15 protein-coding genes are annotated in these 14,726 nt (G+C 66.8%); 11 read left to right on the forward strand and 4 right to left on the reverse strand.

The window, feature by feature from the left end; genetic code table 11:
- Together H0P51_RS13385 and H0P51_RS13390 are read left to right on the forward strand one after the other, a co-directional pair.
- A complete protein-coding gene (locus tag H0P51_RS13385; protein ID WP_180918947.1) occupies positions 1-3,042 on the forward strand; it encodes an acyl-CoA synthetase in 3,042 nt (1,013 codons plus the stop codon).
- Complete coding sequence (locus tag H0P51_RS13390; RefSeq protein WP_180918507.1) at positions 3,035-3,253, forward strand: Trm112 family protein; 219 nt, start codon at positions 3,035-3,037, stop codon at positions 3,251-3,253. The genes H0P51_RS13385 and H0P51_RS13390 overlap by 8 nt, the downstream gene beginning before the upstream one ends.
- On the opposite strand, the gene H0P51_RS13395 is transcribed toward H0P51_RS13390, so the two are convergent.
- Genes H0P51_RS13395 through H0P51_RS13405 form a run of 3 tightly spaced genes read right to left on the reverse strand, consistent with a single transcriptional unit; the run spans position 3,219 to position 5,357 of the window.
- Positions 3,219-3,839 carry a TetR/AcrR family transcriptional regulator gene (locus H0P51_RS13395; RefSeq protein ID WP_246398625.1) on the reverse strand — a complete coding sequence of 207 codons (621 nt, stop codon included), beginning with the start codon at positions 3,837-3,839 and terminating at the stop codon, positions 3,219-3,221. The genes H0P51_RS13390 and H0P51_RS13395 overlap by 35 nt on opposite strands.
- A gap of 1 nt (position 3,840) precedes the next feature.
- Positions 3,841-4,659, reverse strand: a complete 819-nt coding sequence (locus H0P51_RS13400; RefSeq protein ID WP_180918508.1) for an ABC transporter permease — start codon at positions 4,657-4,659, stop codon at positions 3,841-3,843.
- Positions 4,593-5,357, reverse strand: coding sequence for an ABC transporter ATP-binding protein (locus H0P51_RS13405; protein WP_180918509.1), 765 nt, complete (start codon positions 5,355-5,357; stop codon positions 4,593-4,595). Before H0P51_RS13405 ends, H0P51_RS13400 begins: the two co-directional genes overlap by 67 nt.
- Positions 5,358-5,447: 90 nt before the next feature.
- On the opposite strand from H0P51_RS13405, the gene H0P51_RS13410 reads away from it, so the two are divergent.
- Positions 5,448-6,050, forward strand: coding sequence for a DNA-3-methyladenine glycosylase (locus H0P51_RS13410; protein WP_246398801.1), 603 nt, complete (start codon positions 5,448-5,450; stop codon positions 6,048-6,050).
- A 40-nt stretch (positions 6,051-6,090) separates the two neighbouring features.
- On the opposite strand, the gene H0P51_RS13415 is transcribed toward H0P51_RS13410, so the two are convergent.
- Positions 6,091-6,735, reverse strand: a complete 645-nt coding sequence (locus H0P51_RS13415) for a hypothetical protein (protein ID WP_180918511.1) — start codon at positions 6,733-6,735, stop codon at positions 6,091-6,093.
- 194 nt (positions 6,736-6,929) lie between these two features.
- On the opposite strand from H0P51_RS13415, the gene tyrS reads away from it, so the two are divergent.
- From tyrS to recN, 8 genes are all read left to right on the forward strand, one after another.
- A complete protein-coding gene (gene tyrS / locus H0P51_RS13420; protein ID WP_180918512.1) occupies positions 6,930-8,210 on the forward strand; it encodes a tyrosine--tRNA ligase in 1,281 nt (426 codons plus the stop codon).
- A 351-nt stretch (positions 8,211-8,561) separates the two neighbouring features.
- Positions 8,562-8,912, forward strand: coding sequence for a DUF732 domain-containing protein (locus H0P51_RS13425; RefSeq protein ID WP_180918513.1), 351 nt, complete (start codon positions 8,562-8,564; stop codon positions 8,910-8,912).
- A gap of 70 nt (positions 8,913-8,982) precedes the next feature.
- Positions 8,983-9,768 carry a tetratricopeptide repeat protein gene (locus tag H0P51_RS13430; RefSeq protein WP_180918514.1) on the forward strand — a complete coding sequence of 262 codons (786 nt, stop codon included), beginning with the start codon at positions 8,983-8,985 and terminating at the stop codon, positions 9,766-9,768.
- A gap of 10 nt (positions 9,769-9,778) precedes the next feature.
- Positions 9,779-10,768 carry an HAD-IIA family hydrolase gene (locus H0P51_RS13435; protein WP_425489049.1) on the forward strand — a complete coding sequence of 330 codons (990 nt, stop codon included), beginning with the start codon at positions 9,779-9,781 and terminating at the stop codon, positions 10,766-10,768.
- Positions 10,769-10,791: 23 nt separating this feature from the next.
- Positions 10,792-10,968 carry a hypothetical protein gene (locus H0P51_RS13440; RefSeq protein WP_180918516.1) on the forward strand — a complete coding sequence of 59 codons (177 nt, stop codon included), beginning with the start codon at positions 10,792-10,794 and terminating at the stop codon, positions 10,966-10,968.
- 8 nt (positions 10,969-10,976) lie between these two features.
- Positions 10,977-11,786, forward strand: a complete 810-nt coding sequence (locus H0P51_RS13445; protein WP_180918517.1) for a TlyA family RNA methyltransferase — start codon at positions 10,977-10,979, stop codon at positions 11,784-11,786.
- Positions 11,783-12,706, forward strand: coding sequence for an NAD kinase (locus H0P51_RS13450; RefSeq protein ID WP_180918518.1), 924 nt, complete (start codon positions 11,783-11,785; stop codon positions 12,704-12,706). The genes H0P51_RS13445 and H0P51_RS13450 overlap by 4 nt, the downstream gene beginning before the upstream one ends.
- 3 nt (positions 12,707-12,709) lie before the next feature.
- Positions 12,710-14,449 carry a DNA repair protein RecN gene (recN, locus tag H0P51_RS13455; protein WP_180918519.1) on the forward strand — a complete coding sequence of 580 codons (1,740 nt, stop codon included), beginning with the start codon at positions 12,710-12,712 and terminating at the stop codon, positions 14,447-14,449.
- Positions 14,450-14,726: the final 277 nt, after the last annotated feature.

Raw genomic sequence — 14,726 nt, forward strand, 5'->3', positions numbered from 1 at the left:
ATGTGCCATGATGACCACGCTGGTCAAGGCCAACTCAGCGAGCAGTCAGGAGTAGGGGTGGATCTCAATTTGTCGATGGTCACCCGACCGGTCGAGCGTCTGGTGGCCACAGCGCAGAACGGTCTGGAAGTGCTGCGGTTGGGCGGCCTGGAGACGGGCAGTGTCCCGTCGCCGTCCCAGACCGTCGAGAGCGTGCCGATGTACAAGCTCCGGCGGTACTTTCCACCGGACAATCGGCCGGGTCAGCCGAAGGTAGGCCCGCCGGTGCTAATGGTGCACCCAATGATGATGTCGGCCGACATGTGGGACGTCACGCGCGAGGACGGCGCGGTGGGCATCTTGCACGCCAGCGGGATGGATCCGTGGGTCATCGACTTCGGCTCGCCCGACAAGGTCGAGGGCGGCATGCAGCGCACCCTGGCCGACCACATCGTCGCGCTGAGCCAGGCGATCGACACAGTCAGAGACGCTGCCGGGCAGGACGTGCATCTGGTCGGCTACTCGCAGGGCGGGATGTGGTGCTATCAGGTCGCCGCGTATCGACGGTCGAAGCACCTGGCTAGCATCGTGACGTTTGGCTCCCCGGTCGACACCCTGGCCGCGCTCCCGATGGGTTTGCCGGCGAATATGGCACCGGCCATGGCCGACTTCATGGCCGACCACGTCTTCAACCGGTTGAATATTCCGAGCTGGATGGCGCGCACCGGTTTTCAGATGATGGATCCGCTCAAGACAGCAAAGGCGCGCGTCGACTTTTTGCGGCAGCTGCACGACCGGGAGGCCCTGCTGCCGCGCGAACAGCAAAGGCGATTCCTCGAGCGCGAAGGCTGGATCGCCTGGTCTGGTCCGGCGATCTCGGAGCTGCTCAAGCAGTTCATCGCCCACAACCGGATGATGACCGGTGGTTTCGCGATCAACGGTCAGCTGGTCACGCTCACCGACATCACCTGTCCGGTCCTGGCGTTCGTCGGTGAGGTGGACGACATCGGCCAGCCGGCATCGGTACGCGGTATTCGGCGCGCCGCACCCAACACTGAAGTCTACGAAAGCCTCATCCGCACAGGGCATTTCGGTCTTGTGGTGGGATCGCGAGCCGCTCTGCAGAGCTGGCCGACCGTTGCCGAGTGGGTGCGGTGGATCTCCGGCGGAGGCGACAAGCCGGCGAACATCAACCTGATGGTCGAGCAACCGGCCGAGCACACCGACAGCGGTGTTGCCTTTAGTACCCGGCTCGCGCACGGTATGGGCGAGGTATCTGAGGCGGCACTCGCGGTGGCGCGGGGCGCGGCGGATGCGGTCGTCGCGGCCAACCGTTCGATGCGCACCCTTGCGGTGGAGACGGTGCGCACGCTGCCCAGGTTGGCTCGGCTCGGGCAGCTCAATGACCACACCCGAATCTCGTTGGGCCGCATCATCGACGAGCAGGCGCACGACGCCCCGCAGGGCGAGTTCCTGCTTTTCGACGGCCGCGTTCACACCTATGAGGCCGTCAATCGGCGCATCAACAACGTCGTGCGGGGCCTCATCGAGGTCGGGGTCCGCCAAGGTGACCGGGTCGGGATCCTGATGGAGACCCGGCCCAGCGCGTTGGTCGCGATAGCCGCCTTGTCCCGGCTCGGCGGGGTGGCCGTGCTGATGCGTCAAGACGTCGATCTGGCTGCCCAGGTCCGGCTTGGGGGCGTGAGCGAAATCCTGACCGACCCGATCAACCTGGACGCCGCCCGCGAATTGCCTGGTCAGATCCTAGTACTGGGCGGTGGTGAGACCCGCGATTTGCATTTACCCGACGACGCCGACGTGATCGACATGGAGCAGATCGACCCCGACGTCGTACAACTGCCGGCTTGGTACCGGCGCAATCCGGGGTTCGCGCGCGACCTGGCATTCATCGCGTTCAGTTCGGCGGGCGGCGAGCTGGTCGCCAAGCAGATCACCAATTTCCGGTGGGCCCTGTCGGCGTTCGGAACCGCTTCGACCGCGTCGCTGGATCGCAAGGACACCGTGTACTGCCTGACGCCGCTGCACCACGAGTCGGCGCTGCTGGTCAGCCTTGGCGGCGCGGTGGTCGGTGGCACCCGCATCGCGCTATCCCGCGGTTTGAATCCAGAGCGGTTCGTCGCCGAAGTTCGTCAATACGGTGTCACCGTGGTGTCCTACACCTGGGCCATGTTGAGAGACGTGGTCGACGATCCGGAGTTCGCGTTGCATGGCAACCATCCGGTGCGGCTGTTCATCGGCTCCGGTATGCCGACCGGGTTGTGGGGCCGGGTCGTCGACGCGTTCGCGCCCGCGCATGTTGTCGAGTTCTTCGCCACCACCGACGGGCAGGCGGTGCTGGCCAATGTCTCGGGCGCCAAGATCGGGAGCAAGGGCCGTCCGCTGCCCGGTGCCGGTCGGGTGGAACTCGCTGCCTACGACGCCGAGCACGATCTGATCCTGGAGAACGACAACGGGTTCGTGCAGGTTGCCGAAACGAACCAGGTCGGGGTACTGCTTGCGCAGTCTCGCGGACCGATCGACCCAAGTGCCTCGGTCAAGCGCGGGGTCTTTGCGCCGGCCGACACCTGGATCTCCACCGAGTACCTCTTCTACCGCGACGAGGACGGCGATTTCTGGCTGGCCGGCAGGCGCGGGTCGGTGGTCCGCACCGTGCGCGGCATGGTGTACGCCGAACTGGTCACCGACGCGCTCGGCCTAATCAGCGCGGTCGACCTCGCGGTGACTTACGGCGTACCGGTGGGGGACAGGCAGCTGGCGGTGTCCGCGGTGACGCTGCGACCAGGCGCCACCATCACCGCCGCGGACCTGACCGAGGCCGTCGCTAACATGCCGGTGGGATTGGGTCCAGACATTGTGCAGGTGGTGCCGAAGCTGACGCTCAGCGCGACCTATCGGCCAACGGTGAGCACGCTGCGGGCTGCCGGGATCCCCAAGTCGGGTCGCCAGGCCTGGTATTTCGACGCCACCAGCAAGGAGTTTCGCCGGTTGACGCCGGCGGCGCGCACCGAGATCAGCGGCAAGGCGGTGAAAGCCGATGCTTGACGACACCCTGTTGCAAATCTTGGTGTGTCCGGCCGACCGGGGCCCGCTGCTGCTCGTTGAGGACGGGACTACGCTCTACAACCCGAGGTTGCGCCGCGCGTACCGGATCGACGATGGGATCCCGGTGCTGCTGGTCGAGGAGGCCCGGGATGTCGACGACGACGAGCATGCCCGCTTCACGGCGCAAAAACCGCCGGCAGATCTCCGGTGAGATAGCGCTGCAGGTTCGGCGCGATCGTTTGGGCGATCTGCTCGGTCGGTAGCGACGCGAACGGCTCCAGCTTGATGATGTAGCGCGCCATCACCACACCCATTAACTGCGACACGACGAACTGGGTGCGAATCTTGCCCGTGCCGGGCGGATTGTCCACTCGCGTGCCGACCGCGCCGCCGACGATCTCCTGCAAGAACGACCGCGCCAGACCTACGTCGTCGCCGGAGACCAGCGATCGCAAGGTCGCGATAAGTCCCGCGCCCAGTTCAGAATCCCACAGCGGCAACAACAACGACGGTAGCTTCAGCCCGATCTCGTCGACCGGTACTTCCGACAACGGACCGATCACCTGCATCGGGTCGATCGGAATGTCGACTGCCGCGGCGAAAAGCCGCTCCTTGGTGCCGAAGTAATGGTGCACCAACGCCGAATCCACTCCGGCCGCGGCGGCCACCGCGCGTATCGAAGTCTTGTCAATACCCTTGTCGGCGAACATCTCTCGCGCAGATTCCAGGATCCGCTGCCTGGTGTCGGAATTGCCGGCCGGGCGACCGCGCCGCTTCTTGCCGGTGGTGACCGCCACGCTACGGTGTCCTGCGCCGCAGTGTGGCGGCGGCCAGGCACAAGGATGCGACGGCGAAGCCCAGAACGACGACCATGTCCCGAACGGTAGTCGCGGTCAGGCCCGGGTGTGCACCCACCTGCTGGAGCGCCTCGAGTGCATAGCTGGCCGGCATCAGGTTGCTGATCCAGTGCAGCCAGCCCGGCATCGCCGAGCGCGGCACGATCACCCCGGCCAGAAGCAGCTGCGGCACCATCACCAGCGGAATGAATTGGACGGCCTGGAACTCCGTCCGAGCGAAGGCGCTGAACAGCAGTCCAAGGCCGACACCGAGCACCGCGTTGGCGACCGCGATGGCAAACACCCACACCGGGCTACCAGTGGTGGTGAAACCTAGGAACCAGAACGACACGATGCACGCGACGACGGCCTGTACCGCGGCGGCGATCGAGAAGGCCGTGCCGTAGGCCAGCAGCAGGTCGAGGCGGCGCAGCGGTGTGGTCAGGATGCGCTCCAGCGTTCCGGACGCGCGTTCGCGCTGCATGGTGATCGAGGTGATGATGAACATCACGAACAGCGGGAACAAACCAAGCAGGATCAGGCAGGCGCTGTTGAACGGCGTTGGCATTCCCGGCCGGTGCGGGGCGTTCTGAAACATGAAGTACATCAACGTGATCACCAGCACGGGAACCACCAAGATCATCGCCATACTGCGGTGGTCGGCGGCCAGCTGCCGTAGGATCCGCGCGGTGGTCGCGGTGTACCCGGTCAGGTTCAGCCGGCCTGTTGCTCGGTGCTGTGCTGGATGATGGACAGAAACGCTTCCTCCAGTGACGTGCATGAGGTGTCCTCTCGTAGTTGAGCCGGAGTGGTGTGCGCGACCAGACGCCCCTCGCGCATCAACAGCAGATCGCCGCAATGGTCGGCTTCGTCCATCACATGGCTGGATACCAGCAGGGTGGTACCCGTGTCGGCCAACTCGCGGAACTGCCGCCAAAGATCAACCCGCAGAACTGGATCCAGACCCACAGTAGGCTCGTCGAGCACCAGCAGGTCGGGTCGGCAGACCAGCGCGCAGGCTAGCGACACCCGGGTGCGCTGGCCGCCGGACAGGTTGGTGCAGTAGTCGGTGCGGTGGTCGGTCAGCCCGACGCGCTCGATCGCCTGGTCTGCGGCCGCACCGTCAAAACCGTACAGCGAGGCGAAGTAGCGGACGTTATCGACGACCCGCAGGTCCTGGTAGATGGTCGGGTCCTGCGGCACGTACCCCACCCGGCGGCGCAACACCGCGGAACCGGCGGGCCGGCCGAGCACGGTAACTGAACCGGACGCGACAATCTGAGTGCCGACGATGCTGCGGATCAGGGTGGTCTTGCCGCAGCCAGACGGGCCCAGCAATCCGGTGATGGTCCCGCGCCCGATCCGCACCGAGAAGTCTTGCAGTGCAGCATGTTTGCCGCGGACCACTCGTAAACGCTCGATGACCACGGCCGGTTCGCCCGAACCAGGAATTAATTCATCATGTGATGAAGTCATCATGTGATGAATATTTGGCCGCTGAACGGCGATTGTCAAGAGCCAGGCACAATCGGTGCGGTGAGCTCCTCTGAAGCAGCCCCCGCAACAGCGTTGGCACTGCTGGTCGACCCGCTCGCGGCTGCCCACCGGTTACTCGGCGCCACCATCGAGGGCAGGGGAGCGAGCGGCCTCGTCGTCGAAGTCGAGGCCTACGGCGGGGTACCGGACGGACCCTGGCCGGACGCGGCCGCGCACTCCTACCGCGGACGCAGCGCCCGCAACGCGGTCATGTTCGGGCCGCCGGGCAGGCTGTACACCTACCGCAGTCACGGCATCCACGTCTGCGCCAACGTCGCGTGCGGACCCGACGGCACCGCGGCCGCCGTGCTGCTTCGAGCGTGCGCCATCGACGACGGCGTCGAGGCGGCGTCGGCCCGGCGCGGCCCCGCGATTCGTACCGTCGCCCTGGCCCGCGGTCCGGGCAACCTGTGTGCGGCGCTGGGAATCACCATGGCCGACAACGGCATTGATCTGTTCGACCCGGCAAGCCCGATTACCCTGCGTCTGGGTGATCCGCGTGGCGCGGTGTCGGGTCCGCGGGTCGGGGTCAGTAAGGCCGCCGACCGACCCTGGCGATTATGGCTGGGGGGAAGGCCCGAGGTGTCGGCGTACCGGCGCAGTCCGCGCGCCCCTGCGCCCGGACACAGCGACTAAGCGGGCTGACCCCAAATCTCCCGTCTAGCTAGCCGTTGTGTCAGCGCTTGGCGTTGTCGTAGAAGACTTTGAGGAGCGCGCCGATCCGGTCGGCCGTCATCTCCTGTCCGGAGGCGGTGATTTCGATCAGCCCGCCTTGCACGGCCACCGCGCCGAATCCACGTGTCACCCCCATGTCATCGACGCCGGCTACCACCTGCGCGCCGGGCAGGTCAGCCACGGGTGTGACCTGGATGTTGTGTGCTTTAGCTTGCAACTGCTCTTGGTTCTTCGCGGTGACGCTCTGCACCGATTCGGTGGTCGTGAGGATGATTCCGCCGGCGCCGACAGTCGGATACAGCCCCTTCAGGTGAGCATCATTGAACCTGCACATGGTGCTTCCGCCGCCAGGTCCACCGGGGTTGATATCGACCTTGTCGGTGCCCAGAACCTGCTGCAGTGCGGGCGCGGCATTGCGTTTGAGCGCCGGACACAACTCGGCTGGTGCGAGCACCGCCGGCAGGGACAAGACACCGGAATTTGATGCAGACGACGTCTCGGACCCGGACGCGCCCGCGGTCCCGGAGGCCACAGTGGTGTGTGCAGGCAACGCTGTGCCGGTTTTCGCGCTCGAACAAGCCATCAGTGTGGCCAAAACGCTCATGGTCATCGTGGCCAGCGCCAGATGCTGTCGCAATGTCGGCATGATCCCCCGGTGTCGGCTGTTGGCGTACGAGAAGACGGTAGCAATGCACATCTCGCGAACCGGGTCGACTGAAGTACTGCAGAGGGTCGCAAGGACTCTACGGACGAGACCGCGGGACACGCATGGCTGGATTCATCCTGAGCCAATCGCGGGCAGCTCGTGGTCGCGGAGACGGCCCTGCAAGACTCTTCGCCATGGGTAGCGAGTCCTCCGGAATCCTCGGCGAGCTGAGCTGGCGCGAGCTGATCGCCCAGTCCACCGACCTCGAGGCGCTGGCCGCCGAGGCACAGCGCGGGCCGATGACGGTTTACGCCGGCTTCGATCCCACCGCGGCCAGCCTGCATGCGGGGCACCTGGTGCCGTTGCTGTCGCTGCGCCGCTTTCAGCGGGCCGGACACCGCCCGATCGTGCTCGCAGGCGGGGCAACCGGCCTGATCGGTGACCCGCGTGAGGTCGGCGAGCGCAGCCTGCACCAGGCCGACACCGTCGCGGAATGGACCGAACGCATCCGCGGCCAGCTGGAGCGGTTCGTCGACTTCGACAGTTCATCCACCGGCGCCATCGTCGAGGACAACCTCGACTGGACTCGGCCGTTGTCCGCGATCGAATTTCTGCGCGACATCGGCAAGCATTTCTCGGTCAACGTGATGCTGGACCGCGACACCGTCCGCCGCCGCCTGGAGGGCGAGGGCATCTCCTACACCGAGTTCAGCTACATGCTGTTGCAGGCCAACGACTATGTGGAATTGCACCGGCGGTATGGCTGCACGCTGCAGATCGGTGGATCCGACCAGTGGGGCAACATCATCGCGGGGGTACGGCTGGTGCGCCAGAAACTCGGTGCCTCGGTGCATGCGCTCACCGTCCCACTGGTGACCTCGGCGGACGGCAAGAAGTTCGGCAAATCCACCGGCGGCGGCAGCCTGTGGCTGGATCCGCAGCTGACCAGTCCCTACGCCTGGTACCAGTACTTCGTCAACACCGCCGATGCCGACGTGATTCGCTACCTGCGATGGTTCACTTTCCTGACGGCCGACGAACTCGCCGAGTTGGACGAGGCCACCGCGCAGCGCCCGCAGCAGCGCGCCGCCCAGCGCAGGCTGGCCCGGGAACTGACGGTTCTGGTGCACGGTGAGGCGGCCACCGAGGCCGTCGAACACGCCAGCCGGGCGTTGTTCGGGCAGGGCGAGCTGGACCGGCTCGACCTGGCGACGCTGTCCGCGGCCCTCGGTGAGACTAACGTCGCGGAGCTCAAACCCGGTGAACCCGAGGGGATTGTCGACCTGCTGGTGGCCACTGGCTTATCCGAGAGTCGTAAGGCCGCTCGCCGCACCGTCGGCGAAGGCGGCGTGTCGGTCAACAACATCCGCATCGAAAGCGACGAATGGTCGCCGCAGCCAATGGATTTCCTGTATGGACAGTGGCTGGTGCTGCGCCGCGGCAGGCGCAATATCGCTGGCGTGCGACGGGTCTAGCCGGGTTGGCCGGTGCCGAGCCGGCCAGATCCAACGTGCCGTGAGGTAGAGCCCAAAAAAATCCAGCGGGGTCTCATCGCGGAGGGGGAGGGGGTTGCGATGAGACCCCGCTAGAGGTCTGTGTCGGTCTTGCTTCGAGATCTATTCTTGGCGTTCGTGCGAATCGCTGGTATCCCATTACCAGCTACGCATCGGGGGGAAAGCGCGTTCCGCCGCCGACCTGAACGCGCTGTCCACCGATCGGGGGACATGCATGCCCGCGCGGTACGGCACCGGCGCAAAACGCTTTAGTGCGCAAACAGTGATCTCACTGTGTTGCGGTTGTGATCATCGTTGAGCACTGTTGTGACGATGACCGCACCCGTGACGGCGTTCAGGTTCCTGTCGTTGGCCGCCGGCGTCTTCGGGGTCTCGGCCGCGGTGGCGGCGCCGATACACGCCGACATGATGGGCAACGCGTTTCTGAACTCGTTGAATATCGCGGGGATTCAGTACGGCCAGCCCGCAACGGCTATCGCGATGGGGCGGTCGGTGTGTCCCAAGGCTCTGGCGCCCGGTGGCACATTCGAGTCCGTCGTCGCCGAAATCGCCGAACTCAACGGTATGTCGCGCGAGCGAGCTGCGACGTTCACCGTCGTCGCGGTCGCGACCTACTGTCCGTCGTTGTTGTCGCCGCTGCTACCAAACAAGCTGCAGGCCTGACAACTTCGAACCGGCCGGTCGTGCGGTCGCAAATTGTGAGTCTGTCCGGTGTGCCCGTAACCTCTAGCGCGTGGCCAACGACAGGCAGGCGCGCAGCGACGGACTACGTCCGCGCCCTGCATCCAACAGCGCGCCACGCCGTTCGGGTCCGGGCCGGGCGCGACCGGTCCAACCGCAGTCGGCGCAGGCTGACGCTAGTGGCCCGGCCATCCCCCCCGAGATCGACGCCCGGCAACTGGCCCCTGACGTGCGGCGCGAGCTGACCACGTTGGACAAGGCGACCGCCGACGCCGTCGCACGCCACTTGGTCACCGCCGGCGGTCTGCTCGACGACGACCCGCAAGCGGCCTTGAATCACGCCCGCGCGGCACGGGCGCGGGCCAGCCGCATCGCCGCGGTCCGCGAGGCCGTCGGGATCGCTGCGTACCACTGTGGTGACTGGGCTCAGGCGCTGGCGGAGTTTCGTGCCGCCCGCCGGATGGGTAGCAAGTCCGCGCTGCTGGCGTTGATCGCCGACTGCGAGCGCGGTCTCGGCCGCCCGCAGCGAGCCATCGACCTGGCCCGCGGACCGGAGGCGGCCCAGCTCACGGGTGACGACGCCGACGAGCTGCGCATCGTCGCCGCCGGCGCCCGCGCCGACTTGGGGCAGCTCGAGCAGGCGCTGACCGTGCTGTCCACCCCGCAGCTGGATCCCAACCGCACCGGCTCGACGGCCGCCCGGTTGTTCTACGCCTACGCCGAAACTCTGCTGGCGCTCGGGCGTGACGACGAGGCGATGCAGTGGTTCCTGCGATCGGCCGCCGCCGACGTTGAGGGTGTCACCGACGCCGAAGACCGAGTCGGCGAACTTGGCTAGCACCGAAACGATCGGCCGGCGACACGACTGTCTGTTGCTCGATCTTGACGGCACGGTGTTCCGTGGTCATCAGCCCACAAAAGGTGCGGTGGAGTCGCTGGACGAGATAGCCTCCCGCAAGTTGTTCGTCACCAACAACGCCTCGCGCAGCGCCGACGAAGTCGCCGCGCACCTGCGTGAACTCGGCTTCACCGCCGCCGTGGACGACGTCGTCACCAGCGCCCAAAGTGCAGCCCACCTGCTGGCCGCTCAGCTGCCGCACGGGGCGAAGGTGTTGGTCGTCGGGACCGACGCATTAGCCGACGAGATCACGAAGGCCGGCCTGCGGCCCGTCCGGCGCTTCGAGGACGAACCGGACGCCGTCGTCCAAGGCCTGTCGATGACTATCGGATGGGCCGAGCTCGCGGAGGCCGCATTGGCGATCCGGGCGGGTGCGGTCTGGGTGGCGGCCAATGTCGACGCCACCCTGCCCACCGAGCGGGGCCTGCTACCGGGCAACGGTTCACTGGTCGCCGCGTTGCGGGCCGCCACCGGCGGGGAGCCGCAGGTGGCGGGCAAGCCGGGGCCGCAACTGATGAAGGACGCGGTGGGGCGGGGGGATTTCCAATCCCCACTGGTGGTCGGCGACCGGCTGGACACTGACATCGAGGGCGCAAACACCGCCGGACTACCCAGCCTGATGGTGCTCACCGGAGTGAACTGCGCGCGCGACGCCGTGTACGCCCAGCCCGCCTGCCGGCCCACCTACATTGGCCGTGACCTGCGATCGCTGCACCAGACGCCGGAGGAACTTGCGGTGGGTCCTCAACCGGGTTGGCGCGTCGAGGCCGGCGAGGACACAGTGACCGTCACCGCCGATGGCGAGTCCGGTGACGAGCTGTCGATCGTGCGCGCGGTAGCCGCCGCCGTCTGGTACACCGACGCGGCGCCGCGCATCGAGGCCGGCGACGAGCGGGCCCGCGAGGCGCTGGACAGCTGGTCTTTGGTACCCGCGGAATGACCGGTGACTAGCGTAGGAGCGCAATGACTATCGATCCCGACCAGATTCGCGCCGAAATCGAGGGGCTGGTGGCTCAGCTGCCGGACTCGGCCGACGCCGAGGGCGGGCCGTCGCTCGAGGAGCTCGAGGACATCGCCCGCCGTCTGTCCGAAGCACACGATGTGTTGTTGCGGGCCCTGGAGTCCGCGGAGAAGGGCTAAGTGCAACCATGCCGCGGCGTGCCCGCGTTGACGCCGAGCTGGTCCGGCGGGGCCTGGCCCGCTCGCGGCAGCAGGCCGCCGAGTTGATCGGTGCGGGCAGGGTGCGCATCGACGGCCTGCTGGCGGTCAAGCCGGCTACCGCGGTCTCTGTTGCCGCCGCACTGGTCGTCACCGACGATGCGGACCGCACCTGGGTATCGCGCGGGGCGCACAAGCTGATCGGCGCGCTGGACGCTTTCGGAATCGACGTGCAGGGCCGTCGCTGCCTGGACGCCGGCGCCTCGACTGGGGGATTCACCGAGGTGCTGCTGGATCGCGGTGCCCGCGAAGTCGTCGCGGCCGACGTCGGTTACGGTCAGCTGGCCTGGTCGTTGCGCAGCGATCCGCGGGTGACGGTGGTGGAACGGACCAACGCTCGCGACCTTACGGCGGAGGCCACCGGCGGCCCGGTCGATCTGGTGGTCGCCGACCTGTCCTTCATCTCGTTGGCGACGGTGTTGCCCGCGCTGGTTGGTTGCGCTTCGCCCGCCGCGGATATCGTTCCCATGGTGAAACCGCAATTCGAGGTGGGGAAGGGCCGCGTGGGGCCCGGCGGGGTGGTCCGGGACCCCCGATTGCGCGAGGATTCGGTGCTGTCCGTCTCGCGCTGTGCCGACGCGCTGGGCTGGCACACGCTGGGAGTGACGGCCAGCCCGCTACCGGGACCATCGGGCAACGTCGAATACTTCCTGTGGTTGTGCGCCGAGACCGACCGCGGGCTGGATGACGAAGCGCTGCTGGCCGCTGTAGAACGCGCCGTGAGCGAGGGGCCCCAGTGAGCACCGAACGCGTCGTGCTTCTGGTCGTCCACTCCGGGCGCGACGAGGCCACCGAGACCGCGCGGCGAGTGGAAAAAGTTCTGCGCGACAACAATATCGAACTGCGCGCGCTATCGGCCGAGGCGGTCGATCGGGGATCTTTGCGAATGTCTCCGAGCGACGTACGGGCCGTGGGCATCGATATCGAGGTCGTCGACGCCGACCCCATGGCCGCCGAAGGCTGTGAGCTGGTACTGGTCCTGGGCGGCGACGGTACGTTCCTGCGGGCGGCCGAACTAGCCCGCAACGCCGGTATCCCGGTGCTGGGCGTCAATCTGGGCCGGATCGGCTTCCTAGCCGAAGCCGAGGCCGAGGCTATTGACTCCGTCTTGGAGCACATCGTCGCCAAGGATTACCGGATCGAGGACCGTCTGACACTGGATGTCGTTGTGCGCCAAGGTGGCAAGGTGATCGATCAAGGATGGGCCCTCAACGAGGCGAGCCTGGAGAAGGGCCCGAGGCTCGGAGTGCTCGGCGTGGTGGTCGAGATCGACGGGCGGCCGGTGTCCACCTTCGGCTGCGACGGCGTGCTCGTGTCGACACCCACCGGGTCCACCGCCTACGCTTTCTCCGCCGGTGGTCCGGTGCTTTGGCCTGACCTGGAGGCAATCCTGGTGTTGCCCAACAACGCTCACGCATTATTCGGCCGGCCGATGGTCACCAGCCCGGATGCTGCGATCGCGGTCGAGATCGAGGCTGACGGCCACGACGCTCTAGTGTTCTGCGACGGGCGCCGCGAGATGTTGGTTCCGGCCGGCAGCCGACTCGAGGTGAGTCGCGCTGTGACGCCGGTGAAATGGGCGCGGTTGGACAGTGCGCCATTCACCGACCGCTTGGTGACCAAGTTCCGGTTGCCCGTAACAGGTTGGCGCGGGCAGTAACTGGTGCTAACCGAGTTGAGAATCGAGTCGCTGGGCGCTATCAGCGTCGCGACCGCGGAGTTTGGTGACGGACTGACCGTACTTACCGGCGAGACCGGTACCGGCAAGACCATGGTGGTGACCGGCCTGCATCTGCTCGGCGGTGCCCGCGCCGACCCGACCCGCATCCGGTCTGGGTCCGACCGTGCGGTCGTTGAAGGTCGTTTCACCACAACCGATTTGGATCAGACGGTGTCCGTCGGACTGGACGGGATCCTGGACGCGTCCGGTGCCGAGCGGGATGAGGACGGCAGTGTGATCGCGATGCGCACAATGAACCGGGACGGCCCTTCGCGTGCTTATCTCGGTGGCCGCAGCGTGCCGGCGAAGTCGCTCAGCGGGTTCACCACCCAGTTGCTGGCCTTGCACGGACAGAATGACCAGCTGCGGTTGATGCGGCCCGACGAACAGCGTGCTGCCCTGGACCGGTTTGCGGCCGTCGGTCCCGCAGCAGAGCGATATCGCACGCTGCGCGATGCGTGGCTGTCGGCCCGGCGCGACCTCGCCGACCGCCGCGAGCGGGCCCGCGAACTCGCCCAGGAAGCTGACCGATTGAAGTTTGCCCTCGAAGAGATCGACGTCGTCGAACCGCAGCCCGGTGAGGACGACCTGCTGGTGGCCGACATCGTTCGTCTGTCAGAGCTGGACTCCCTGCGCGAAGCCGCGGCAGTCGCCCGTGAGGCGCTGTCCAGTTCCTCCGAGGATGCAATGGCGGCCACTGACACGCTTGGGCGGGCCCGCGCCGCACTGGAGGCAACCGGCGACGCCCGGCTGCGGGAGCTGGCCGATCAGATCGGTTCGGCGCTCACCGTGGTCCTGGACGCCGCCGGTGAACTGGGCGACTACCTGGAAGGGCTGCCCGTCGACGCCAGTGCGCTGGACGCCAAGCTGGCCAGGCAGGCCCAGCTGCGCACACTGACACGTAAATATGCCGCCGATATCGACGGGGTATTGCAGTGGGCGGTGGAGTCGCGAGAGCGGTTGGCCCAGCTTGACGTCTCCGAGGAAGGCCTGGCGGCGCTAGAGGCCCGGGTCGGGCAACTAGGGCGCGAATTAGCCCAGGCCGCAACCGAACTCGGCAAGGCCAGACAGAAGGCGGCCAAGAAATTGGCCAAGGAGGTTACCGCCGAGCTCTCCGGCCTGGCGATGGACAGGGCGGTCTTCACCATCGACGTCGCCACCGATTCATGCCAACCGGATGACCCCGCCGCCCTGACGTTGCCCTCCGGGGAGTTGGTCCGCGCCGGCGCCGACGGCATCGACGTTGTCGAGTTCGGCTTCGCGGCGCACCGCGGGATGTCGGTGCTACCGCTGGCCAAGAGCGCCTCTGGGGGTGAGCTGTCTCGGGTGATGCTGGCGCTGGAGGTGGTGCTCTCGGCTTCGGCTACCGGCACCACGATGGTGTTCGACGAGGTCGATGCTGGCGTAGGCGGCTGGGCGGCAGTCCAGATCGGCCGCCGGCTGGCCCGGCTGGCCCGTACCCACCAGGTGATCGTCGTGACCCATCTGCCGCAGGTAGCGGCCTACGCCGATGTGCATCTTGTGGTGCACAGCCAGGGTCCCAAGGGGGCCAGTGGAGTGCGGCGGCTAGATCATGACGATCGGGTGGCCGAGCTGGCCCGGATGCTCGCAGGCCTCGGTGAGTCCGACAGCGGCCGCGCGCATGCCCGCGAGCTGCTGGACACCGCGCAGGGCGAGCTGTAACTCAGCGCCTGAACGCAGAGAACTCGCCATCTGACGGCACACAACGCTCCACCCGACCGCCGCAGGGGCACTGGCGCTGCTGCCCGTTGCTGTCCGCGGTCCGTTGCTGTGCGCCGTCCGTTGCTGTCCGCGAGCGTCCCCTTAGGTGCGCTGATTTGCTGTTCAGACCGTACATTCGGGGCCTCTCGCGCCTAGGCGTCGCGACCGATCGGCAACCCACCTGTTACAGATGTGACGCTTTTAAACTTAAGTGACAGATGTTACGGCGCGCCTCCGC

This window comes from Mycobacterium vicinigordonae, from assembly GCF_013466425.1.
Taxonomy (GTDB): Bacteria; Actinomycetota; Actinomycetes; order Mycobacteriales; family Mycobacteriaceae; genus Mycobacterium; species Mycobacterium vicinigordonae.